Annotated in this window: 21 protein-coding genes; 6 read left to right on the top strand and 15 right to left on the bottom strand. The window is 57.6% G+C overall.

Annotation, left to right across the window (positions count from 1 at the left end; genetic code table 11):
* Window positions 1-174: 174 nt before the first annotated feature.
* The 3 genes from EOB59_RS20350 to EOB59_RS20340 all read right to left on the bottom strand — a co-directional run bounded on the left by EOB59_RS20350 (window position 175) and on the right by EOB59_RS20340 (window position 1,827).
* Window positions 175-1,065 carry a hypothetical protein gene (locus tag EOB59_RS20350; protein ID WP_127248571.1) on the bottom strand — a complete coding sequence of 297 codons (891 nt, stop codon included), beginning with the start codon at window positions 1,063-1,065 and terminating at the stop codon, window positions 175-177.
* A gap of 117 nt (window positions 1,066-1,182) precedes the next feature.
* On the bottom strand, window positions 1,183-1,425 hold the full coding sequence (locus EOB59_RS36470) for a nodulation protein NopA (protein ID WP_224570034.1): 243 nt from the start codon (window positions 1,423-1,425) through the stop codon (window positions 1,183-1,185).
* A gap of 72 nt (window positions 1,426-1,497) precedes the next feature.
* Window positions 1,498-1,827, bottom strand: a complete 330-nt coding sequence (locus tag EOB59_RS20340) for a hypothetical protein (protein WP_081714433.1) — start codon at window positions 1,825-1,827, stop codon at window positions 1,498-1,500.
* Between the two features lie 1,351 nt (window positions 1,828-3,178).
* Between EOB59_RS20340 and EOB59_RS20335 the strand changes: the two genes are divergently transcribed.
* Entirely contained in the window at window positions 3,179-5,290 is a 2,112-nt protein-coding gene (locus EOB59_RS20335; RefSeq protein WP_245486681.1) for a hypothetical protein, read from the top strand.
* Between the two features lie 542 nt (window positions 5,291-5,832).
* On the opposite strand, the gene EOB59_RS20330 is transcribed toward EOB59_RS20335, so the two are convergent.
* From EOB59_RS20330 to EOB59_RS20275, 12 genes are all read right to left on the bottom strand, one after another.
* Window positions 5,833-6,636, bottom strand: a complete 804-nt coding sequence (locus EOB59_RS20330) for a hypothetical protein (RefSeq protein ID WP_024505378.1) — start codon at window positions 6,634-6,636, stop codon at window positions 5,833-5,835.
* Between the two features lie 355 nt (window positions 6,637-6,991).
* Window positions 6,992-8,029, bottom strand: coding sequence for an EscU/YscU/HrcU family type III secretion system export apparatus switch protein (locus EOB59_RS20325; protein WP_024505377.1), 1,038 nt, complete (start codon window positions 8,027-8,029; stop codon window positions 6,992-6,994).
* On the bottom strand, window positions 8,026-8,844 hold the full coding sequence (sctT, locus tag EOB59_RS20320; protein ID WP_128289090.1) for a type III secretion system export apparatus subunit SctT: 819 nt from the start codon (window positions 8,842-8,844) through the stop codon (window positions 8,026-8,028). The genes EOB59_RS20325 and sctT overlap by 4 nt, the downstream gene beginning before the upstream one ends.
* Before the next feature lie 8 nt (window positions 8,845-8,852).
* The gene (locus EOB59_RS20315; protein ID WP_024505375.1) at window positions 8,853-9,128 is read right to left on the bottom strand and encodes an EscS/YscS/HrcS family type III secretion system export apparatus protein; all 276 of its coding nucleotides are present in this window, start codon (window positions 9,126-9,128) and stop codon (window positions 8,853-8,855) included.
* Window positions 9,129-9,130: 2 nt separating this feature from the next.
* Window positions 9,131-9,796, bottom strand: coding sequence for a type III secretion system export apparatus subunit SctR (gene sctR, locus EOB59_RS20310; protein ID WP_029354851.1), 666 nt, complete (start codon window positions 9,794-9,796; stop codon window positions 9,131-9,133).
* The gene (gene sctQ, locus EOB59_RS20305) at window positions 9,789-10,817 is read right to left on the bottom strand and encodes a type III secretion system cytoplasmic ring protein SctQ (RefSeq protein ID WP_095769044.1); all 1,029 of its coding nucleotides are present in this window, start codon (window positions 10,815-10,817) and stop codon (window positions 9,789-9,791) included. Before sctQ ends, sctR begins: the two co-directional genes overlap by 8 nt.
* 89 nt (window positions 10,818-10,906) lie before the next feature.
* Window positions 10,907-11,419: a hypothetical protein gene (locus EOB59_RS20300; protein ID WP_032899688.1), complete on the bottom strand. Its 513-nt coding sequence runs from the start codon at window positions 11,417-11,419 to the stop codon at window positions 10,907-10,909.
* Window positions 11,395-12,753: a type III secretion system ATPase SctN gene (sctN, locus tag EOB59_RS20295; protein WP_024505372.1), complete on the bottom strand. Its 1,359-nt coding sequence runs from the start codon at window positions 12,751-12,753 to the stop codon at window positions 11,395-11,397. Before sctN ends, EOB59_RS20300 begins: the two co-directional genes overlap by 25 nt.
* Window positions 12,750-13,373 (bottom strand): type III secretion system stator protein SctL, encoded by a 624-nt coding sequence (gene sctL, locus EOB59_RS20290; protein ID WP_024505371.1) that lies wholly within the window; start codon window positions 13,371-13,373, stop codon window positions 12,750-12,752. Before sctL ends, sctN begins: the two co-directional genes overlap by 4 nt.
* Window positions 13,370-14,056: a nodulation protein NolU gene (locus tag EOB59_RS20285; protein WP_268931266.1), complete on the bottom strand. Its 687-nt coding sequence runs from the start codon at window positions 14,054-14,056 to the stop codon at window positions 13,370-13,372. Before EOB59_RS20285 ends, sctL begins: the two co-directional genes overlap by 4 nt.
* Window positions 14,001-14,864, bottom strand: coding sequence for a type III secretion inner membrane ring lipoprotein SctJ (gene sctJ, locus EOB59_RS20280; RefSeq protein WP_127248569.1), 864 nt, complete (start codon window positions 14,862-14,864; stop codon window positions 14,001-14,003). The genes EOB59_RS20285 and sctJ overlap by 56 nt, the downstream gene beginning before the upstream one ends.
* A gap of 9 nt (window positions 14,865-14,873) precedes the next feature.
* Window positions 14,874-15,383: a nodulation protein NolB gene (locus EOB59_RS20275; RefSeq protein WP_024505368.1), complete on the bottom strand. Its 510-nt coding sequence runs from the start codon at window positions 15,381-15,383 to the stop codon at window positions 14,874-14,876.
* 187 nt (window positions 15,384-15,570) lie between these two features.
* On the opposite strand from EOB59_RS20275, the gene EOB59_RS20270 reads away from it, so the two are divergent.
* The 5 genes from EOB59_RS20270 to metK all read left to right on the top strand — a co-directional run bounded on the left by EOB59_RS20270 (window position 15,571) and on the right by metK (window position 22,512).
* Window positions 15,571-16,269 (top strand): secretin N-terminal domain-containing protein, encoded by a 699-nt coding sequence (locus EOB59_RS20270; RefSeq protein ID WP_024505367.1) that lies wholly within the window; start codon window positions 15,571-15,573, stop codon window positions 16,267-16,269.
* A gap of 301 nt (window positions 16,270-16,570) precedes the next feature.
* Window positions 16,571-18,505, top strand: coding sequence for an HrpF/NolX family T3SS translocon protein (locus EOB59_RS20265; protein ID WP_128289089.1), 1,935 nt, complete (start codon window positions 16,571-16,573; stop codon window positions 18,503-18,505).
* Window positions 18,506-19,559: 1,054 nt separating this feature from the next.
* Window positions 19,560-19,904 carry a helix-turn-helix domain-containing protein gene (locus tag EOB59_RS37325; protein ID WP_084831489.1) on the top strand — a complete coding sequence of 115 codons (345 nt, stop codon included), beginning with the start codon at window positions 19,560-19,562 and terminating at the stop codon, window positions 19,902-19,904.
* A 37-nt stretch (window positions 19,905-19,941) separates the two neighbouring features.
* The gene (glyA, locus tag EOB59_RS20255; RefSeq protein ID WP_063169266.1) at window positions 19,942-21,279 is read left to right on the top strand and encodes a serine hydroxymethyltransferase; all 1,338 of its coding nucleotides are present in this window, start codon (window positions 19,942-19,944) and stop codon (window positions 21,277-21,279) included.
* 57 nt (window positions 21,280-21,336) lie between these two features.
* Window positions 21,337-22,512, top strand: a complete 1,176-nt coding sequence (gene metK, locus EOB59_RS20250; protein ID WP_127317697.1) for a methionine adenosyltransferase — start codon at window positions 21,337-21,339, stop codon at window positions 22,510-22,512.
* Window positions 22,513-22,624 lie beyond the last annotated feature (112 nt).

The raw sequence follows: 22,624 nt of genomic DNA, 5'->3' as shown, positions 1-22,624 counted from the left end.
TTCGAACTCCGAAGGCGCCTCAGCCTTGGCCAGCGCGTGACCCTGCATGAGAGCCACAAGCAGGCGCGAAATGGCTGGGCAGCAAATGTTTCCAACGCAGCCAGCTTGTCAGCACCGAGCGCGGCAGGATGTTTGGCTGGCCATAGAGTGCTGCTTGATGGGGCCTGCGAGCTTTCAATATTGGAGAGCAGCAATGCGGCCATTCCTGCTCAGCAGCACACGGCTGTCCTCAATACGTTCGACCACCCATCCATCAGCCAAAATGGCGCCGACAAAATACTTCTCGCTGTCGATGACAATATATGGTTGGACCCCATGCCACACAGCTTCGACCGCGATTGCGGATGGCGCCTTCTCCTCTTTGATGAGCACTCCGTTCACCAGTGTTAGAGTACCCTTGGTGCGACGATCGAACGATTGCTGAAGCTTCTGCCAGCTGATGACCGATTCAGACGTGACGGTGCCTTCGGCGGTCACAACACCCTTTGCCGACCCAATCTTGACGTCGAGAAGACCCGCTCGATCGACTTCCTCCTGCAGCTCTTGGGCCGCTGCCTCCGTAAGTTCATTGTCAGCGCGGTGACTGATCGTTCTGGACGCGACTTCAGCCCGAAGTGAATTGGGGCTCGATCCACTTGCATTGCCAAGATAGGAGATCGTGCCTGAAAGCGCGCCGATCCCGAGTGAGCTGATTATGACCATGGCGAGCACACCGATCGGTAGGCGCGGTATGCCGGTCGAACCAGGCGGCTCTGCATCCTGCACGGACAAAGCAATGGACATCTCGCCTACGAGCAGGACGACAGGAAGGGGCACAACAACGGACTGGCCTGCGGCGATATTCCGGTTGCCCTCGATACTGATTCCGGGTGCAAGCGCCTCCAGTTCGATCGACTTGCCAAGAAGAGTTACACGAAGGTGATGCGGTGCCAGTCCCTGCTCGACAAAGACCAAATCGGCATCGAAGCCGCTGCCGATTAAACACTTTTGAAGATCCGTCTTGCCGGTCAGACCGCAATAGTGCCCCGAACGCACTTCGAAACGGAGGGAAACGGCGTCATCCACAGAGCATCTCTCAAACAGGATAGAAGCCGCATGGCAATTGCCATGCGGCTCATTTCGGGACTACGTCGCGTCAATAAGGAGACGCGCTAGGGGGCAGTCTAAAACCCGCTTCCGACATTACGAAACGCGTTCGTCGGCGGCCTTCTTGATGGTCTGGAGATTGGTCGTTAGAGTGCGCAACTGGACACTCCTTTTCGTCGCCTCCAAGCTAACATTGGTTAGTTCCTGCACTTGCGCCTGAAAAGCAGTAGCATCAGCTCCGCTTGTATTGCCGGGAGTGCCACTGTTAGTTTTATCGGTATTGCCGGCGCTACTGGTATTGGTATTGCCTGATTTTTTATTATTATCAACTGCAGCCATGATCATTCCTTTTTCTGTTGGAGTTGTGCCGTCAATAACGGCCTGTATGACCTCACGCCGGATTTTCCCGCGTCAGGCATCTTCTGTGTCATCCAAAGCTTCATCGGCCTCAGCCATCGCATCGTTCGCGAATTGGAACGCGAACGATCGCAGGATACTTTGGAAGGCTTCACTTTGTGCTGCAGACTGTGAGTTGTCTTGAAGTTGATCATTTGAAACGGTCCGGTTATCCGCCCGATCGTTCCCGCCAGCTGCCTTGCCATCATTCCCACCAGCTGGCTTGCCATCATTGCCATCAGCCGGCTTGCCATCACCAGAATGCTCGGATTTCGAATCCCCATGGCCCTTTCGGATCAAGGAAGTCCCGAGGTTGCCAACTCCACTCCCAATTGCTGCTATCATCAGGTACTCCGGCATTTGCCATTGGCGGCGACGTGTTAAAGGTTAACCTCGATCAAGCTAAGGGCGGGAGCTTTCGAGAACCTGACGGCTTTTGACAAAAACCGGCCAGCGCAAAAACCGTATGCTCTGCAGGATGTTGCTCTCGCATCGAACAGTCGACCACGATCTCGGCTGTTCGGCCAATCCCGCCGTCCACGCATGCCGCGACCGAATGGCAGCCGCAGCAGCTCGTTTGCATCTCGATGCTGTGGTGTCGAACAGGAGACACGGTCCACGTGCTGCATGACCGCAATGACCGTATTCTTGCTGGCTCCACGGGCGCACGCAACGAGCAGGAACTCGGTCTTTGCATCACCATTCTCTCGCCTGCACATCACGGCCCGGCGCGGTGAGCTCATTGGCCTCGAGAAGGTCGGCGACCGTACGAACATGGGATGGTCTGCCGGCTTTGGGAGGCCGGTGCGGATCCTCTTCTCACCATATCGAAAGCTTGAAGCGGTCGGATTTTCTTGCCCTGTTCGTGAGAACTCCCATCGTCAGCTAATCGTCAGCCAAGCGGTCTATCTAGGCCGGCCGTGCCTGACCTTCGGATCCAAAGGTCCCGTCTCGACACTTTTTGTAACTATAGATCGAAATGGTTTCCCGCGCGATACGCAACGCACACGCTTCTCTGAAGCAAATGTGTGACTTTGTCGGTGGCGAACGAGAGGAGTGACGCATCAATAAAATCGTCAGGCACGTGTCTAGGAAGGGGAGCTGGCCGAGTTGGTCTGATTTCATTCGCTGTTCCTGGAAATCGGCGGACTGAAGCGCTGATAATCTCAGGACATCGATGGCAACGTTGCGAAAGTCCTGTGAGCTCGGGCCAATCTTGGCCTGCTACTGAGAAGCACTTTGGCGGGAACATTACGCCGTCGCGGGTCTGGCTGACCGTGACGTTAACCGAAAGATGCCGCTGGTCTCGTCAGCCGCCAGCACAATAGCAGCACATTCTCGCCTACTACGGAGACGCAATATGAAGGGCATTGGCCGACCACGGAAATCGCAGGCTGAAACTGGAGCCAGCCGCGCGGGGCGGGCGAGCAGTTCCCTTTCGCAATCAAGTCTTGCTGCGGGAGAAGGTGGACAGTCATTCGATTCCGTTGTGGAGCAGATGCGCTCTGGGGACGCCGATAGGAGGCCCTCCTCCCTTCCAGTTGCGCGCGGTCCAGGCGATGCCCGCGAAAGTCTGCCAGGCGCCTCGATTGGCGAAGATCAAATCCTGAACACACCGCCACGTGGAGCCGCTGCGCCACCACGCGGAACCGTAGCGCCACGTGGCGCAGCCGCAAGGCGGCGCGGTTCTCCCTCCATGTCTGAGGGCGAAGCCATGGCGCCGGTCGGTAGCCAACTATCAACCGCGCAGGTGGAAGGCACCAGCTCATCGTCAAATGAAGATATCAGTCCGACACAGCTCAGAATGAACAGTCTTGTTCAACAACTGACTGATTGCGAGGCTGCCGCCAGGAAAACCGACGTTCCCGAGGAGGCGGTGGAGCTGATCAGTCGGGTCGTCGGTGCAGCCTCAGCAATTCTGGAGTACCGCGCTAGCCTGCCTGCGGCTGAGGCGCAGACAATTATGCCAGACGACAAGGTGCGTAGATGTTGCCAGATCGTGTGCGACGCCGCGAATGAAGTAGACCAACTTGGCCTGTCGACGATCACGAAATTGGACCAAAAGACCAAGATAGCGGCAGGTATGGTCGATAGACTCTACTCCTACTCCCAGGCGGACCGGCAGGAGCTGTTGATTTTAAATGTGGAGAACCACCATACGGCGGCAATTAAGTGGTGGGAAAAAAAGGCATGGCGCTCCGAACGACAGCGATCCGCCTGCGCTGCCACCGCTAGCCTATCCAGTGGAACGCCCGTGATGCGGGAAGCCGAGCGGTGCGCACTGCGGCTGCGTGCCGGCTCGGTACTGAGTGTCAGGATCTGGCTGGTCCGTGAGCGGATCGGTCTTGCGCGGGCCAAGATTGAACTGCGGGCGAGCAGGTTCGAGCCAGATTTGAAGGAACTCCTCGTCGGTCGAAATGGAGTGGTGCAGCTGATGGCAAGCGCCGCTCAAGAAGCTCTTCGCGCCCTCTCTTTGGCGAAGGGCATAATGGATGGCAAAACACTCAACGCTCATGATTGCGCGGTTGTAGAAAAAATCATGGAGCGGCTTTCGGATTTTGGATTGGCGTTGCACGAGGTGCATACCAAGCTAAGCCATACCTACCCAGATGCCGGCCTCCCATTGAAACTGTTCGAACGGATCGTGGACGATGCATGGATCACTGCGCACGATGCCATGCACTTGTTGAACCTGCAGTCTCCGCCGTCAGCCATCATGGCGCCACAGGCCCAGGCGGGCGCTGCGATGCCGGCCAGGGCAGGCGCTGCGATACCGGCTGACACTGCTGGTACGGCTGCAGTGTCAGAAGGCACTACAGCGCGAAGGAAAGGGAAGTCAAAGCATAAGTCGGCAGCTCGCGCCGGGACTTCTGCCGCCGGGCAGCCATCAACACCAGTCACTGCGAACGCCGGCACAGTGCCAGCAGCCAAGGTTCTCGCGCGCTCGGATCAAGTTGCGAGTACACAGGTGAGAGCGCAAGAGGTGGCTGCGAGTTCGTCGGGGGCAGGCTCGACAATCGGGGGCGCCGCGTTGTCAATGGAGGTATTGACGGAGCGGCTCAAACGATTGGACGAACTTTTGCAGTTCGATCTGGCCGGTCAGCAAAGCGTCGTCTCCCAAGTGCGCCAGATGAAGCCTGAGGAGGCCGGTAAGGTCGTGGACGATGTGGCCCAGTACCTGCGAGCCCAGGCCATTGAGATGCAAACCTGTCTCGCCGGGTTGCAGGGGCGTAATGTACGCCTGCTACTCACCTCCACCCAGCTACCCAAAGTGCACGAACGCACAGACCAGCTCAAAGGGTTGCTGAACATGGTGCTGGGACAGGCCAACGCATTGAATGAAGGAAAAGCCGGCATTACGACTGATTGCATGAAGACCTACGCATTTCCGGCGCAAAAATACCTGGAACATTTGTGCAATGCCGACGAATTGATGCCGCCGGAGGCACCGGTCGCGCTGCGTGGCGAGCCAGGAAAGCTGTTTGAGATGAAGCTGCAGCCCAAGATGCTGGTCAATGGTGCGATGCCGAGCCCGATGTGGGTGCACATCCACACGAGTCGCCCCGTCTTGGCCAGAAACTTAGAAGGGCTGGCTGATTCCGAATTCACCGCTTGCCACGTTAAATCCAACGAACAGCGCGGCTACAATCGAGAGCGAGAGGAAGCCGATGCTAGGTCCGGTCGCGAGAAGGTCATAATTCATCGCGGCAAACTCACCCCCGCTTTCTGTAAGTCTTTGTTGACCTCGGGGCTTGGCCGCCAACCACGCAATTCGCGTGCCGAGCTCCCGTCGGCGCAGGCTGCATGACAGGGCACGTACTTTGGGGTCTAGGGCAGAATGCGGCCGGCCACGCTGTGAGTCAGCGAGCATTTCTCCTGGCCAAACCGCGAATGCCGCTGCGCGAGTTGCGGTCCGGCGATTGGAGTCGATCGGCTACCGTCAGGGCCGATTTGCGATGTCGCGTTACCTGCTGTTGACGTGGCGGCGTATCTTGCCTCCCATCCAACTTATCGCCGAGATCGCGCCGCCAAGATCGAGGCGGAAGGTCTTCCTGCGAGCGCGGAGCAGGCATAGCCGATCCGATCGGGATCGGCGCATCGCAACGACCCAACGGTGTGGTGGAGAAAATTGGATTCGGGAGAGCTCGTATCCAAGAGGCGGAGTTCCGGCCCGAATACAATCCGCTCGCAAGCACCCACGATGCGCATCCGCAGTTTATTGTCTGGGAGATGGGCTGGATTGCTCGGCGGCGCTGGCGCTAAGGCGGGGCTGTCGCCGGACAATTAGCATTCACTGCCAACAGCCTTGCAACCGTCACCAGTTGCAAGGCTCGGCGGCGGGTCGACAAATCACATGAAATCGTCGTCGGACCCGCTATCGCTGCTGTCGCTGTCCTCGGTTTTGTGGAGATAGAGTGGAGGTTTGCCTGCACGCTGCCACTCACCGGCACTGTTCTTCGTCCATTTGTCGGGATGCTGCGTAGGGTCAAGCACCAGGTCGCCATGATCCACTTCAACAAACCCCATCGTCTGCGCGCGCGCTTGTGCTTCCGGATTAGCCGCACGCCAATTCAGCAACGGTCGGTCGCCGTCTATCCGAAGTTGATGCTCCAGCAGAATATCGCCCGCATTTTCGACGAGCGGATGGGCGACTTGAAGATCCACTATGGAGGTGACCTCAGTTCGACCAGGAAATTGTTCCCGCCAACTTTCCGATTCGAACTCGTTCATGCTGAATCCGCCTTCCATTCTCAGCAGTCCGGCACTCCGGTCTCCCAATTGGTAACTGAAATATCGCGCGTGCTCCGTATCTCGACGGATGCCATATTGCTGAGCAACGTCCGCGGTGCGCCTGGCTCGTGACGATACGAACTCTGAATACTCTTGAGGATTGTCGGCGATGTGCGTGATTTCATCACCATGAAATTGCCTCACCTGTCTCCTGAAGGAAGTCCTGTTGATCTCCACCACAGGAGGTCGGGAATTGAGGGAGTATGCTTGGGGAGCCGCCGATGATGAGGCGCCGCTACCTTCCGATCCGGATAAGTGCATTCGGGCAAATGTGTCCGCGAACCCTTCGCTTCCTGCATCCGATTGCTCGCCGGCATTATGCGCGCGGTAACTATCGGATGAGCCACCAATTCGACCATACATGACGATTCGTACTCCTATGTTTCGCAACCGAGCTCAAGTTAGCACGGCTGTTCAACATAGGGCGCTTAGTTGACGACTAGCTGACGAGGGCATTCCAACGGCTGCACCAATCAAATCCGTACTGCCGGCCTCAAAACCTCGGACTGCGCCACGCACCGGCCAGCAGAGGCTGCAAGGTCATGCCCGGAGGACTTGCCGTAGTTGCTGGGTGGCAGATCCGAGGGGAGTGATTGCCCCAGGCCCGCGGTTGCGCGGTTGGCCTGACAGGGACACTGGGGCACGGATGGCCAGCCGACATTTGCCACTAGCATGGAGCCAGGTCAGTTTTGAACTGGCAGTCGTGGACTTCTAATGACTAGGCCAAGCCTGCGGCAAAGAATGCTTTCGCGACAGGCTGGAAATATTGCATAGGAACCGCGTGGCCGAGTTTTGTAGTGCCTATCAGCTGACGCGCTAAGACATGGTCATGGACGATCGTCAGGCGTAGTGCCCGCGCCTCGCTCAACACATGTGAAACGCGCTCACCTTCGGCACGGCAAACTAAGAACGGCACCCCGGTTTCACCGCGAACGTAACGCAGACCGATCAGGACCGCCCTTCCTGTTAAGACCAGCGTGGCGCGATGCACGCCAAGCGCAGGCTCGTCGGCCGCCTCCTCGCGGATGCGACGCTGTTCACCTTTCAACTCTGGCGCTCCTTGCTGATCCTTCGACTCGCGCGTCACTTCGGTATTGGTCATGCGCATTTCGCGCAGATACAACGCGCGCTGGAGCAGGAGATCGATCAGTCCGCCGACCAGCAGTGCGCCGGCGCCAATTCCCATCAGCAATTTTGTCTCCATAAAGATGAGGCCAACACAGCCCATGCCGCAGATCGGCAGAGGGACCATTGTCTTCCACATCCCGAGAAGGACAATGGAAAAGGTTGCGCTGAGAACCAATACCTTGAACATGGTCTTGCAGACTTCGACCATGGAACGAGCAGACCCCAAGCGCTTCAGCCCTTCAAAGGGGTCAATTTTCTTAAAGCTGAGCTTCATCGGCTCCAGAGAGAAGACAAATCCACCATTGGCTAGCAGGCTGGCCAAAATCACCGCGGCGACGAGGGTTCCAAGCAGCGGGCCAACAGCCGCGACGGTGAGTTGGACGAGCACAACCAATGCCTGCGGCACCGCGGTATCGAAAGGTAGGCTCTGCAACTTGGTGGCTAATAGGAGCGCTTCCCGGCATTTGTCCTCGATCACGCTGCCTCTTAGCCAAAGGTAGCCGAGCCCAGCGCAAGTCCCGACCGCGCGGACGAAATCGGAGCTACGTGGCAGCTGTCCTTTTTTGCGCGCTTCACTTAACTTCTTCGGGCTGGCGGCGTGTGTCTTCTCTTCACTTGTGTCGCTCATGGCAGCAATTTGTCGAACCACTCCAGCACGCCGTTGGCACGTGTGACCTCCAGTTTCATGCTCTCCACCAGATAGGCAGCGTAGGTGACCATGAGAACTGGAAAGACAATGTTCTTGATTGCCGGAGACAGTTGGCTCGCCTTAAATTGCGGGGCAAAGCGACGCAGCAGCATCATCGATACATCAATCAGTATCAGGAAGAACACGACAGGCCCCGATACCAATAATGCCGTGCGCATTATGCTGTCGAGAAGCCCCAACAACTCCATTGCTCCTGGCCCGCTCAGTGTCGGGTGAAACTGATACACCGGCCAGATCAAGTAGCTGCGGTACAGGACACTGATCAAAGTTTCCAGGCCTCCTGATCCGACGAATATGGCAATCGCAGTGATCCCCAGAAAAACGCCCATCGCGGAAGCCTGACTGTTCGTCGCGGGATCGGCCGAAGCGGTCGGGCTGCTGATGCCGCGTTGGTTGTCGATAAGCTCCCCGGCAGCCTGAAGGCCCCAAAGCGGAATGCCAAGAAAAGTGCCAAGGAGTACACCGACAAAAACTTCCTTGAATCCGAGCAGGGTTAGCTGGATCAGGCGTGTATCAGGATCCAGCGCCGGCAATCCGCCACTGACATGTGCCAGGCATGGTAGTGCGAAGCCAACAGCCAAACAGCCCCGGATCAGCCCACTGATCTGCGAGCGTGTGAATACGGGAAAGATCAGCATGATGCCCATCGCGCGGGCTGCCCCAAGACCTGCCGCAACGACGAGTTCGAGAGCCGTCTGGATCAGAATTTGAATATCGGCCGATGGCGCGTCCATGGGGCGGACTAGTAGCTAAGTGTCATTGCGGGAAACTCGGTGAAGATCTGATCGGCTAGCTCTATGAGCGGGGCGCTTAGCACAGGAGCAAACAGCCCAATCACCGCGACAACGACCAGAAGCTTCACGGTGAGCGGCAAGCTTTCATCCTGGATCTGCGTCGCCGCCTGGAGGATGCCGATGACGAGGCCGACAACCACTGATGCAATGAGCGGCGGTAGAATCCAGATCATGAAAACCACCAGTGATTGGCTCATAAGAGTAATGATGCTGGATTCAGTGATGATCAGCCTCCCGGTAACGTATAACTCAGCACAAGCCCATGCATCAATTTTGACCAACCATCAATGGCAACAAACAAGAAGATCTTGAACGGGACAGATATAACAGTTGGTGAGACCATCGACATGCCCATCGCCATCAAGATAGTTGTCACTATCAGATCTATAACAATAAAAGGCAGATAAAGTAGAAATCCTATCTCAAATCCACGCTTCAATTCCGATAGCAAGAAAGATGGTACAAGTATTGCAAAGTCATCAGGCGTGGCTGCAGCGTGCATTTCCTCTGGCCAGACCTTTTCTGTCGAAGATAGGAAAAATCGCCGCTGCTCTTCATTTGTGAATTTCTTGAGATGCTCGCGCAAGGGCTCACTTCCGGCTTTAGCGGCGCTTACCCAGTCGTCGAATGTCTGATAGTGGAGCTTGGGATCCGACATGCGGTCATAGGTCTGCTCAGCAACGGGCGCACTAACGAACATAGTGAGGATCATCGCCGCGGCGTACAGCACCACATTGGGTGGTATGGTCTGGGTCCCGAGCGCATTGCGGACGAGGAAAAGAACAATTGATACCTTTACAAAGGCCGTTGTCGTGGCAACTGCTAAAACCAGCAGACCGAGTCCGGCGGTAACCGCAAGAAGCGCCAGGATTGTCGGCTGAGCTTCACTCATTGCATGCAAACCCGCCACGCAGCCTGATGCCCAGCTCTTCTCCGATGCGGACAATGTCGCCACGCCCGATACGCTGACCATTGGCCACTATGTCGACCGGGCCGTCGATCGGCCATCCAAGTTCAAAAATATGCCCTTCGCCGGCACTTCTTAATTCCCCAAGAGAAATAGGCCAGCGGCCGCATTCAAAGACAAGCACGATCTCGACATCGTCGAGATCCTTAGTAAGCTCCAGTTGCGATCCGGGTTGTGTCATATGCGCACTCTCCAAAGGACACGGTCGCGGGCGGAAAGGCCCCCGCAAGATTAATTCATCGCCGTCAAGATCCGCCTCGGCGCACAACTGGCCGACAGCTAGGGTGATCTGGCCGCGGCCGAACGGCGCAATATCGGGCAACAATGCATCACCGACACATGCGCTTCTAAGAAGCGCCGCAGGAAGGCGAAGCGTGCCGACCTCTCCTGCAACAATGAGCGGGAGCTCTGGAGGCAGCCCGCCCAGCTGCCGCGGCAACTGGGCAAGCAGTTCGCCTAGCGCGCGAAACGCAGGCGGTACTAAGCCGTCAAGTGGCGTGAACAGGAATAGACGGCCCTTGCCCTTGACCGCGCCGAAAATGATGTCGAGTTCAAGATGAGGAGCCAGCATCGTGGCTTCGCATACCCGCACGAGTTGCACGTTCAGACGCGTCGTCTCCTCCAGTCGAGTGACAAGCGGCTCCAGAGCGAGTTCGAGAATTAGCGAAGCAGTTGGCTCGGAAGGGAAGGCCAAGCCGTTCTGCACTGTCGTGATGAACTCCTCTACGAGCGGGCGCGACAGTGACAAGATGACCGTTTCGGCTCCCACTCTCCAGACGCAGTCAAGCATCGGAATGGCAGCAGGTTCCTGCTGCCAGACAAGCCCTGCCGTTCGCACCGATAGCGGCACCTCGTTGATCCGGCTTTGAAACGGCGTGCGCGGCGCTGCTGTATCATTGAGCCACGAGACAACCGTGTGGGACAGTTTCAGAACTGGTTCGAACATGGCGGGTGTGACCGCAGCGCCTATCAAAGACTGCACGGTCGTGTCATTCGGACGACCTCTTGCGACCGTCGGATCCGGTTGCGCGGCATTTAGGCAAGCGACCCCCTCGCATATTTCAGCAGTATCTCATCGTCGGCCTCGATCTCGGCTGCGGCCTCCGAATGAGTCTCGACGGCGCGCCGCACGTCGTCCTCGATTTGTTGCCATTTGTCCCTTGCCGCCGAACATATGACCCATAGCTCCCTCGTCCTGGACGCCGCCATCTCAGCCTCCTCTTGAGCGATTTGGGTATCATCAAGCATCTGCCGTCTGGAATTGATCTCAGCGGCAAGCTGTTCAGTGTGAAGGCGGTGACGGTCGAGCGCTGCGCTAGACAAGTTGTCGAGTGACATCAGATGCTGATAGAGCGCTGCTTCTTTTCTTGAACAATGTTGCTGTATCATTGCAAGCTCCCTAGAGGCATTTTGTACGGCTGAGGCGGCCACATCGCGCTGGGCTTCCTTCTTGGACAGCTCGCCAAGGGCACGACGCTCTTGCATTTCCTTCAGAAGCCGTAACCTCGAAGACTGAATCCAGTTTACGCGGTCAGACGCGACATCCATGCGACCGTCTCCTCGAAATCTGACGCGTCATCTTCGCTCTGGCGCAGAAACTCCCTCAGTTCGTCGATTGACGCGACAGCCCGGTCAGTCAGGGGATCTCCACCTGGCTTGTATTCGCCAACATTGATCAAGAACTCGGTCTCGGCATAGCGCGACAGGAGCTCGCGGAAAATGGATGCTGCCTTGCGATGTGTCCCCGAAACGACTGCATCCATGACGCGGCTGCGACTCTGCAGCACATCAATAGCGGGGAAATGCGATCGCGCCGCAATAGCGCGTGAGAGGATGACATGGCCATCGAGAATACCACGCGATTCCTCGGCGATTGGATCACCCGTGCCATCACCCTCTACAAGCACCGTATAGAAGGCCGTGATTGAGCCCCGCTCACCCATGCCGGCGCGCTCGAGCAGGCCTGGCAGCATGCCAAAAACGGAAGGAGGAAAGCCCCGTCGCGTCGGCGGCTCACCCGCAGCAAGGCCTATTTCGCGCATAGCGCGGCAGAAGCGCGTCAGCGAATCCAGCATGAGAGCAACGCGTAGGCCTTGATCGCGGAAATATTCCGCGAGCGCAGTCGCCATTGGAGCGCATTGCGCACGCTCTACCGCCGAGCGGTCGGATGTTTCAACCACGACGACTGTACGGAGAAGGCCCTCTTCACCAAGATTCCTTTCGATGAATTCACGAACTTCCCGTCCACGTTCGCCTATGAGCGCCACTATGACGACGTCAGCGGCGGCACCCTTTACGATCTGTGACAACAGCGTCGACTTGCCACCACCTGGCTCGCCATAAATCCCGATCCGCTGGCCCTCGCCGCACGTCAGCAGACCATCGAGGACACGGACCCCAAGCGGGAATGGCCGCTCAATCATGCGCCTCGTCATCGGATTGGGGGCTCTGCCATGCAGGGGCCGAGTTTCGACGGTCTTGATTTCGCCTTTGCCGTCCAATGGGCGGCAACGACTGTCGATCACGCGACCGAGCAAATCGCCGCCGACGGGCACCTCACGCATTCGGCCAGTGGCCACGACCTCTGCGCGGCTGGATAGGCCCACCAAGTCCCCGATCGGTGTCAGCAATACACCATCACCCGACAGGCCGATCACCTCGGCCTCGAGCGACAGCCCGGTTCGCGGGTCCTCTAGGAGGCAAAGTTCCCCAATACGAGTGTCTGGCAAGACGGCATGAACCAGTGTGCCGATAGCCCGCGTGATCCGACCGCGCACCGCACGCGTATCAATTCGCTTGGCCGCAGCCCTCAAAGACGAGATTGCTGGAACGAGAGCTCGAGTGTCGGCGTCAGCGTTATGTTCTGGGACGGGCTTTCTCATAGCTCGCCTTTCTCACAGAGCGTCCCGAAACCAAGGCGCAGCGCGCGCATCTGGGCGTCAAGTCCAAGGTCAACATTGCCGTACTCGCTCCACAGCACGCAGCGTTGCGGCGACAATGTCGGGTCGGGCTCGATCCGCACCCTTGGTCGACCATCCTGGCCGTCGCATCGAGCAAACTCTCGTGCAAGCATGTCGACTTGCATGGGAGAAACATGAAGGCAAACGTCGGCGCCGCTGTATTGACACTCTATGGCGTGACGAACAGCCCTCACCAATAGCTCGCCCGGATCGAAAGCGCCGATAAGATCGCTCAATATTTCCATCACGAGCTGCGGCAATTCCTGCTCCAGAGCCGCCTTTCGTCGCGCGATTTCGGAGATTGTCTCCGCAATCAACCCTGCCATCTCCTCGGTGCCTGCATTCGAGCCCTCCATGTGGCCGCGCGCCCACGCCCGCTGGTAAACCGCGCGTGCCCAGTTTCGAACGCGCTGCCGATGCCGTTCTGCCGCGGCAAGGGCTTGCGCGGCGCTGTGCCAGGTTTCGAGCTCGCTCGCGGGTATCAGTGGTCCGACTGGACGCATCTGCGGCGCTATTGGCCCCTCGGAAAGTTCGACTGTCATTTCACCGGGGTCTCTGTCTCAAAATGAGCTACTACAAGTGAAAGCAATTGGCCGGCGGCGGTCCAATGCTCAGGTGCTGGAGTCTCCGCGGCAGTCCCCTCGGGCAATCGAAGAAGCACGCGGTTACGCTCGGTAGCTGAACTGTCCTGGAGCCAAGCCCCAAGACATGCGTGTCCATCGTATTCGATTTGCTGAGCGAGTTTTTCTGGGTCCGAGATCAGTCTTTTGTCAACAGCATGCAGCAGGTGTCGGATTCCGAATGCGTGTGCCTCCACGCCGATGCGTTTAACAAGGATGGCAAGCTCAGGCTGAGAGACAAACGCGACCAGCGAACGGGCATGCCAGATACTACCAGCAAGAAGGGCCGCTCGATATGGATCATGCCCGCGTAGAAGGTCCGGCCTGCAGCCGATGTGGTTCAGATCCACGTCATCGTTGCCCAGCAATTCTGCCAGCCTTGGATGCAGTCTGGAACACTTCTGCAACTTCACTAACGTTTCGGCCGATAACGCTGGATCAAGACGCGCCGCAAGACGGGTTGGATGGGCCGAAGCCGCAAGCTCGCTCGCGCCCGGAAAGTGCGGACCATCAGGTCGGGCGGTCTGTATAGGCATTGGCAATGAGATGTCACCCACGTCCAATTGCAGGCATTCTTTTGCGAATGGCCTCGACAGCAGAAGCATCCCGGCGCCCCTCGACCTTGGAAACGCCGGTTGATTGCTTGCGCCGACGCGTAACAACGCCGATCAAGAGATAACAGGCCACGCCGAATACGGCTGCGGCAAAACCTGTTACGGTCGCCAGAAGTGGCGCAGGAAGAGGTAGTGATGCTTGTGGCAAAACAGCAGTCGGATCGGGCCGTTGCTCGTGTGCGGACCGTTCTACCGGCACCAAAACCACTTCCACCTTATCGTAGGACAGGCCTTCGATGCTGTCGGCTACAAGCATCTTTATCTTTGGCAGCAGAGCCGCGACATTTGTTTTTGCGTCGTGCCTGATAAACACCGAGGCCGAGGATGGCGTGGCACCGGCTCGCACAAGGTCGTTATGCGGCAGCACGACGTGAACACGTACAGAAAAAACGCCATCGATATCGCTGATCGTCCGCGACAACTCTTCGCTCAGGGCATACACGTAACGGGCACGCTCTTCGGTCGGCGAGGCAATCAGGCCTGATCCTTGGAATATCTCACCGAGGTTCTTGAAGGATTGGCGCGGCAGCCCCTTGGCGTTCAGAAGGTTGATTGAGAAGGCGAGCAGCTTTTCGTCAACCTGGATCGTGCTGGTTCCATCCTTGGCGACCACCCGGATCGCGGCGACCCCGTTGTCTTCAAGAAGTGCGAGCATTTCATTTGCCTCACGCTCTTGCAATTGCGTGTAGAGGTCGGCTTTGCAAGCAGTGAGGGCGACGAGAACTGGCAGCATGACAAGTCTAACCGACCGCCACCCTGACAGGCCACGCATGATTTCGCCCTCGGCCAAGCCAATCATGCGCGCGGTTCAGCCTTCCTTCAAAAGTTTATTCACGGATGATGTGACGCCGCTGACGCCTTTGGAGATAAGCGCCACCTGGGTGACGCCGTTGTAAACATCCCGAAGACCAGCCATCATCGTTTCGAAGTCTTGCCCTTGTTGGGGAATGCCCGAGATTCCGGTTCCCGCCTCACCTGGAACGGGAAGCTTCTGCGCCGGTCCCGGTAGAGCGCCCTTCGAAAGGGCTATGTCATGGTCGAGCGCGGGGAAGGAAACAGTGTTGTGTGGATATAGGGAGGAAATCGTCTGCAACACGCGATCGCCCATGCCGCTCGTCGGCGCAGCCGCGCGCTGAACATCCATCGCCGCAGCAACTGGCGCCGCACTCGCTGGCCCCGCGGCGGCATCGTTTTTCAGCGAGTCGGCTGCATGCCCTAAGGCGCGCTCAAACTGGGCCTGCTCGACAATCGACGGTGATCCGACCCTGGGGAGGCCAGCCGTTAGAGTGGCAGAGATCGACGTGACAGGCATCATCATGTAAGGACTCGGTTGCTCTCTCTGACCGGGCGAGCCCCGCCCATTCATCACCCGGTGTCGGCGCAACACTCCTAGGGGGGCAAGCTGACAACAAGCTGACTAGCGGCGGCGTCATTTCGACAATCTAAAATCTCTTCGGCAATTTAGTCACTTGTGATGATTTCAGCGTTTGGTTTATCAGTGCGACATGCCGAGAACGCTTATCCAACCCGTCACCCTGCATGTTTTGAGACTTCTTTGTGCCGGGTTTTTTCTGTCCACCGGGATTCACCCGGCGCATGCAGTCCCGCTGTCCCTTCCGGCGACACCCTATAGATACACGGTTCTGGATCAGGAGCTCGCTGCAGCGTTGCAGGAATTCGGCAACAACCTGAATATCAGGGTCAACATCAGTCCTGCGGTGAAGGGGCGAATTCGCGGACGTATGCCTGATTTGCCACCGCGCGCGTTCCTCGACCGCTTGACGAACCTTTACGGTCTACAATGGTACTATGACGGCCTTGTGCTCTATGTGTCTGCTGCACAAGAATCGCAAACTCGAATGCTTTTGATGACGTCGATTCGCTTCGATGCGTTCAAGGGGGCTCTCGACAAGCTTGATATCTCCGACGAGCGCTATGTGGTCAAACCCGTGCCAGGCAATGGCCTCGTCTTCGTTTCCGGTCCACCGCGCTTCGTCGCACTCGTGGAGCAGACCTTTAACGGCTTGGTGGCGCAGGCGCAGGCGCAGACTCACATAGCGGCAACGCCAAAGGAATCAGTGCTGATCTTGTTTCGCGGCTCCTCCACTACGGTCGTTCGCGACGGACGACCGGATGCTTCTTATTCTTCTGACATCCCACAACAGGATAGCGTTGGCGGGAAGCCTGAGCTGGGCAAGAAATGAACATTGAGGATTTCCCGCAGCTCTGAAGAACATGACTGCGGCTACCCCTTTGTGAACTCTTCGCAAACTCGTCAGTTTCTCGAAAGCTAATCCGCTCATGATGAGTCCCGGCAGCTCTCGCGGTGACTCCGGCCATTGTGTTGGACCGAACCTTGGAGCCGGCCCGGAACACAGCAATTGAAGGCAGGGCAGGCGCATTCGTGACCTGCCGACGCTTGGAATTGTCGAATTTTGTGAAACGCAAGGGATCTTCTGTCGGGGTCTCTTGTGGGGATTTCAACGTCACGTCTGAGGATGCATAATGTCGGCCAGTAATCTTTCAACTTTCTACCGCTCAAATTCGCTACAGTCCGCAAGGGGTTGGCCGGGCCTGAAAGTTTCCCATTTTGCGACCCAGCATCAGCAAAGTGCATCGTGCTTCGAAGCGATGCTGTCCACTTGTGTGCTGGCAGACAAGCCCGGCTCTTTCGCGCAAGGGGATCTGCCAGCGTCGAATCTTGATTCGACAATGGATAAATTGCGGCAGGACCCTTTGGGCCATATGGCACCGGATGTCTTGACATTGAATGGCTTGGAGCAACACCCACTGGATCTGCTGCCGCCAAATATGAGGGCGGCTCTCAAGGAGGACCAATCGCAACGCTCCAAGGCGACTGAAGCCCAACATCTGCTCGGCGTCACTCCGAAGATCGAGCCGGCTCCCAGGGCGAGCCCCGGAATCACGTGGAACGGTGGGTCGCTGACCACGGCTGAGTTGCAGATTGTTGCGGTACTCAACCGTCACAAGGACCAATGCCCGCTTACTTGGAAGTCGTTGACCGACAAAGCCAATGATCCCTCTACGCCACCGGATCTGAAAGCGGCGATCCAGGGACTGCAGCAGGATTCGGGACTTTTTTATGCGATTGGCTCGCAGGGCGACGGCCGCTGTGGAGGCAAGATCAACGCCAAGGACTTGGCCGGATTTTCAAACCACCACCCACAAGTTGCTGCATTTCAGGAAGCCCAAGCGCGAAGCTACGAGCAGAACTACATACCATCCGACGGCAGCGGAGGTTTGCAGCCTTCGGTCATGACCTTGAGCGATGCCTTGCGGGAGTTTTACCGGTACTCCGAAAATCTGTCCAAGGACCTGAGTCTGGATGAGTTCAAGAAAATGGTCGGCGGCGAATCGAAAAACGGCAAATTTCCGCCCCAGGTCATTGCGGCGGCGCAATATTTCCTCGATCACCCCGATGCTTGGAACCAGTTGTGCGGTGGCTCGAAAGGGAAGATGCACAAAGCGGATTTCCTGCAAGTCGCCTCATCGTCGATGAGCCTCACGCAAACTGAGCTGAATACGGTCGAGATGATCAAGGACCATCAGGACACGTTCTTTGGAAGCGGTGTTCTGACTCGCGACAAACTGGCGAAAATGAAAGACGACAAGAGCCTTGATCCGAAAGTGCGGGAAGCAGCCTCTCAGCTCCTTTCAGATCCTCTTTTGTTTGGCCTCCTGAACAATTCGATCACGGGCTATAAGACCCATCATAAATTCTTCGACTTTGGCGGCGGGCATACGGTTGATTCCGGCAATATCAGCAAAAAAGACTTTGCCCATTTTTGCACAAACATGTCGTCTGCGAACCGCAACGTTCAGCAGCCAATCACCCACGGCGCCCAAACCGCAGAAGAGCAGAATGCCGTCGCGGACATGAAGATGGGCCTGATGGACCAGCCTGACATTAAGTCAGCCAAAAAGAACGGCGGGGCCGTCATGCACGTCGTCGACTCCGTGCTCAAAATCGAGACGAAAGTGCTCGACTTGGCGGCAACGGCGGTGGGACTGCTCAGCTTCATTCCGGGCCTCGGACAAGTAGCCGATCTTGCCTCGATGGTTCTCGAGGCTGAGTCGCAAGCAGCCAATCTCCTGCGTACGGCCATTAACGGAGGCGATATGAAGCGAGCGCTGGAGGAAGCTGGCCTCAATATGGCCGCGCAGGCGATCGGCCTTATCGCAGGCCCCGAGGTCAAGCTGGCCATTCGAAATGGGCTCGTAAAGCACCTGATGGAAGAGGCCTTGGCGGCAGGCATTGATCTTTCGGTCTCGACGGCGCAGGACTACGCAGAAGGCTATGTGAATAACCTCAAAGCGCGCCTTGCAGGCGGCCCTGAGCAAAGCCTAGGCCTTCCGAGCATGCCATCATTCCAGAGTGTGGCAAGCAATGTGCCCTTCGTCGGCATTGCCTTATCCTAGCCGTCGCCTTGCGCGGAAGCTTTGGCTCGCGCGCTGACATAAGGGTCATTGTGGCACAAGCAGGGGTTCATCCGCATCAACGCAAGCGGTGTTCCTGACGCCATCTGGATCGGACTGTGAGGGGGATGTCCGAAGTCTGTGAAGGCTTCGGTATATGACGACTTCAGAGTTACGCTGAGCCCAGCCATCTCGAGCCGGTGCGCCGGGTCGAGGTTTTCACGGGCGCCGGCCGGTAGCGGGAATGGTCTCCGGAAGGCACGGCGCGGATGGTGGCGGAGCGGCGCAGCCGAAGGAACGGCTGTCGCGCGCCCAGGGCGGCCTCCCGAACAGCAGACGATGATCTCCTGCCTTGGGCCTATATCCTTGTGCCCACGCTCAAGGCAGTCGGCTGAAAACAGCGCTGATTTAAAACAGCATTATCCTGCACTGCACCCTCGATCCTTGCGCTCACCGATCGCTCGTCGACACGCACGCGGTCAAGTCGTTATCGGCGCTATGCCGATGGGCTTCGAGAGCAAGGTGGACGCTGAGCGGTGCGTCAGCCTCAGGGCGCGGCTGGCCAGCTTTGGGTCTCACGCTCTATGACGGCAACACCCGGCTGATCCACTTGGCCTGTTCGCGGGCTCCCGGCAGCGGCGCGGAAGCCACGGTCCGCCTTCCTCGGCTTCAGGCCAAAGATACCGCAGCATGCTCCAGAGCTATGTCTGCCGCCTTCGCCCCATCGTCGCTGGTCATGTGGAAAGGACAAGCAGGCTACGCACCCTATAATCCCGTCGGGCAGGATTCGACAGTCGACGGCGAGACATTCGCCAAACCTCCCCCTTGATCTCAGCAACGTTAAAAAAAATTCACATAATGTTCGTGAGTGTAGTCTCCTGTCAGGTGGTACATTAGCCCCAATATCTGGCGTCTTAGTCGTAAAGGACTGTGATCTATCTTCCATTAGCATCCATACCAGCGGATTTACAGCAAATGACGAGAGAGGTCTCATGCGGATTGATGGGGATAGAAGGGCTAGCGGCTTGCTGCATCCCGTCCGGGTTGATGCCAACCAATGTTGACACTGGTAAATCGCCTAAGGACGGCAGCGCATCTTGATCGCCTTCGAATCCTGGGCCTTTGCGCGCATGCGGATCTAACCGTCGGCGAGCTGGCCGATATTACCAGTCTGCCTCGCGAGCAGGTTCGACGCCACGTTCGGCGGCTGGTCAGAGCCAACTTTCTTTGCTGCAACGAACAACGTCCGCAGTCTTCGTACCATATGCAAGCAGGAGGCAAGGATGGCGGGCTGGCTCAATTGGTGGTCGATCTCCTGCCCCACGATGATGGCCATCATAAAAGAGACCTACAACGCCTGGAAGCAATACAAGACGCGCGGTTGAAGGGACCGCCTGCTTGATCGTGAAATAGATCAGTCCAAATGGAGCGCGACTACCATGGATAACTCCGCCGGCGGCGCCATCGCGCAGCCCGACACTTACGGGCGGCCTCACTTAGCCGCCGTCGACTCCCGCGTTCACGAACTGCTTCTAAGACAGGAGCGTCAGGAGCGGACAACTCTCAAACTGATCGCCTCCGAGAACTTTGCCTCCTCGGCGGTGTTGGAAGCGACCGGGTCGATTTTCACCAACAAGTATGCCGAGGGATACCCCGGTGCGCGCTACTACGCCGGAAACGAGATCGTCGATGAGCTTGAGACCCTCGCGATCGAGCGCCTGAAAGCGCTATTTGGCAGTGAACACGCCAACGTCCAGCCTTATTCAGGCTCGCCAGCCAACCAGGCTGTCTATCGCGCGCTTTTGAGCCCCCGTGACAAAGTCATGGGCTTGCCTTTACCCGAAGGCGGCCATCTGACTCACGGTTGGTCCGTCAATTTTTCCGGCAGCGATTATCAGCGCGTCCCGTACAGGCTGCACGAAAAGACACAGCAAATTGACTATGACCACTTGCGCGAGACCGCCAAGCGGGAACGCCCGAAGCTAATTTGGGTCGGCGGAACTGCTTATCCGCGTATTTTTGACTACGCGGCAATGGCCGAAATTGCTTCGGAGGTGAACTCGTATCTGGTGGCTGACATCGCCCACATCTGCGGCCTGGTTGTCGCAGGAGTGCATCCGAACCCCGTGTCCCATTGCGATGTGGTCACCAGCACCTCTCACAAGTCGATCCGCGGTCCCCGGGGTGGCTTCATTTTATCAAGGAATGAAGACCGTTATCAGCCCCTCCATCATCCGAAGAGCAAACACAATCTGGCCAAACGTATAGACCGCGCCGTGTTCCCTCTTCTGCAAGGCGGACCGCATATGAATACTATCGCCGCGCTTGCCGTCGCTTTGCAGGAAGCAGCGAACTCGTCCTTTCGTGTCTACGGTCAGCAGATCGTCCACAACGCCAAGGCTCTGGCCCAGGCACTTCTGGAGCGAGGTTATGAACTCGTCACCGGGGGCACTGACAATCACATGCTGATCCTTGATCTTCGGGACCGGTCGCTGTCAGGCAAAGCCTATGCGGAGCGCTTATCGCGTGCAGGCATCATTGCGAATTTCAATATGGTCCCGGGCGACCGGCGGCATCCGGCGCTGACAAGCGGCATCCGCTTAGGGACACCAGCGGTGACGTCCATGGGCATGCGCGAAACGGAGATGGTGCAGATCGCCGCTTTCATCGACTCGGTCTGCCGCCAGCCCGATGACCAGGAAGTTCATGCGAGCGTACGAAGAGACGTTGCCGACTTCTGCACTGCGTTCGATGTTCCCGGCATCCCCGACCGATAAGCCACCCCAATCCAGAAACTCCTCACTAACTCCAGCACTTGAAGCGAGGGCATTTTTATGACCAGGCAGTTCGTGTTCTCTTCCGAATCCGTCGGCGCGGGACACCCCGATAAGATGGCAGACAACATCTCCGATGCCATTCTCGATGCGGTCCTGCGCACCGATCCGAAGGCGCGCGTCGCCTGTGAAGTGTTGGTGAAGACGGGGATGGTCGTTGTGGCTGGCGAGATCACCAGCCATGCCCACATCGATTACAGCCAAGTCGCCCGCGATACGATACTCGATATTGGCTACGACGATGATGCGATTGGCTTAGATGGTCGACGTTGCGCCGTCGTTCTGGCCCTCACCGAGCAGTCGCCCGACATAAGCCAGGGCGTTGATGAAGGACGAGGGCAGGATCTCGGGCAAGGGGCAGGGGATCAGGGCATCATGTTTGGATTCGCATGCAACGAGACGGATACATTGATGCCCCTGCCGATCCAACTCGCTCACCATTTGACGAAAAGACAGGCCGAGGTCCGGAAAGCGGGACAGCTTGGCTGGCTGCGTCCGGACGTGAAATCTCAAGTGTCGGTACGCTACGAAGGGCTCCGCCCGGTGGCGCTGGATACCATAGTCCTGTCAACGCAGCATGACGAAGCGGTTTCACAAGCCACGGTCCGCGAAGGCGTCATTGAGGAGATCATAAAACCGGTCCTGCCGGCCCACCTGGATACTTCGGGGATCAGATTTCTGGTCAACCCAACAGGGCGGTTCGTGGTCGGTGGGCCTGCCGGCGACTGCGGCCTCACAGGACGGAAGATCATCGTCGATTCCTACGGTGGGACCGGGCGTCACGGCGGCGGTGCCTTTTCGGGCAAGGACCCATCCAAGGTTGACCGCTCGGCGGCCTATGCCGCCCGGTATGTCGCGAAGAACATCGTTGCCAGCGGCCTTGCGGAGGTCTGCGAGGTTCAGCTTGCCTACGCGATCGGCGTGGCCAGTCCGGTTTCTGTCATGGTCAATACCTTCGGAACCGCAAGGATCGAGGAAAAAAGGATCGAGCGCCTTGTTCTCGAGGTTTTCAATCTCCGACCGAAAGGCATCATCAAGATGCTTGATCTCTTACGGCCGATATACCGCAAGACGGCGACATACGGACACTTCGGGCGTGAAGAGCCTGAGTTCACTTGGGAGAAGACGGACAAAGCTGACGATTTGCTGCGTGAAGCCGGACCGGCAGCTGCGTGAGGGCGGCTGGATCAAGCGCATGCGGCAACCCATTTCAACTCGCGAGACCACGCCCGGCCGGCGTGGCAAGAAGCCGGCTCGGGTTTTGGCGGAGATTTTGATGCCGGATTAT

Origin of the sequence: Mesorhizobium sp. M7A.F.Ca.MR.176.00.0.0, assembly GCF_004023165.1 — a bacterium.
Classification (GTDB): Bacteria; Pseudomonadota; Alphaproteobacteria; order Rhizobiales; family Rhizobiaceae; genus Mesorhizobium.
The sequence above is the reverse complement of the archived record's forward strand: the minus strand, read 5'-3'. Positions and strand labels throughout refer to the sequence as shown.

What these genes read in the sequence shown, in the direction of transcription:
- glyA (WP_063169266.1), top strand. Translation starts at nt 19,942, where the DNA reads ATGGATAACTCCGCCGGCGGCGCCATCGCGCAGCCCGACACTTACGGG.
- EOB59_RS20270 (WP_024505367.1), top strand. Translation starts at nt 15,571, where the DNA reads ATGCCGAGAACGCTTATCCAACCCGTCACCCTGCATGTTTTGAGACTT.
- sctR (WP_029354851.1), bottom strand. Translation starts at nt 9,796, where the DNA reads ATGAGTGAAGCTCAGCCGACAATCCTGGCGCTTCTTGCGGTTACCGCC.
- sctT (WP_128289090.1), bottom strand. Translation starts at nt 8,844, where the DNA reads ATGGACGCGCCATCGGCCGATATTCAAATTCTGATCCAGACGGCTCTC.
- EOB59_RS20325 (WP_024505377.1), bottom strand. Translation starts at nt 8,029, where the DNA reads ATGAGCGACACAAGTGAAGAGAAGACACACGCCGCCAGCCCGAAGAAG.
- sctL (WP_024505371.1), bottom strand. Translation starts at nt 13,373, where the DNA reads ATGACAGTCGAACTTTCCGAGGGGCCAATAGCGCCGCAGATGCGTCCA.
- sctJ (WP_127248569.1), bottom strand. Translation starts at nt 14,864, where the DNA reads ATGATTGGCTTGGCCGAGGGCGAAATCATGCGTGGCCTGTCAGGGTGG.
- EOB59_RS20275 (WP_024505368.1), bottom strand. Translation starts at nt 15,383, where the DNA reads ATGATGATGCCTGTCACGTCGATCTCTGCCACTCTAACGGCTGGCCTC.
- EOB59_RS20340 (WP_081714433.1), bottom strand. Translation starts at nt 1,827, where the DNA reads ATGATAGCAGCAATTGGGAGTGGAGTTGGCAACCTCGGGACTTCCTTG.
- EOB59_RS20300 (WP_032899688.1), bottom strand. Translation starts at nt 11,419, where the DNA reads ATGGATGTCGCGTCTGACCGCGTAAACTGGATTCAGTCTTCGAGGTTA.
- EOB59_RS20335 (WP_245486681.1), top strand. Translation starts at nt 3,179, where the DNA reads ATGTCTGAGGGCGAAGCCATGGCGCCGGTCGGTAGCCAACTATCAACC.
- EOB59_RS20285 (WP_268931266.1), bottom strand. Translation starts at nt 14,056, where the DNA reads ATGCTTCTGCTGTCGAGGCCATTCGCAAAAGAATGCCTGCAATTGGAC.
- sctQ (WP_095769044.1), bottom strand. Translation starts at nt 10,817, where the DNA reads ATGTTCGAACCAGTTCTGAAACTGTCCCACACGGTTGTCTCGTGGCTC.
- EOB59_RS20265 (WP_128289089.1), top strand. Translation starts at nt 16,571, where the DNA reads ATGTCGGCCAGTAATCTTTCAACTTTCTACCGCTCAAATTCGCTACAG.
- EOB59_RS37325 (WP_084831489.1), top strand. Translation starts at nt 19,560, where the DNA reads ATGTTGACACTGGTAAATCGCCTAAGGACGGCAGCGCATCTTGATCGC.
- sctN (WP_024505372.1), bottom strand. Translation starts at nt 12,753, where the DNA reads ATGAGAAAGCCCGTCCCAGAACATAACGCTGACGCCGACACTCGAGCT.
- EOB59_RS36470 (WP_224570034.1), bottom strand. Translation starts at nt 1,425, where the DNA reads ATGGCTGCAGTTGATAATAATAAAAAATCAGGCAATACCAATACCAGT.
- metK (WP_127317697.1), top strand. Translation starts at nt 21,337, where the DNA reads ATGACCAGGCAGTTCGTGTTCTCTTCCGAATCCGTCGGCGCGGGACAC.
- EOB59_RS20330 (WP_024505378.1), bottom strand. Translation starts at nt 6,636, where the DNA reads ATGTATGGTCGAATTGGTGGCTCATCCGATAGTTACCGCGCGCATAAT.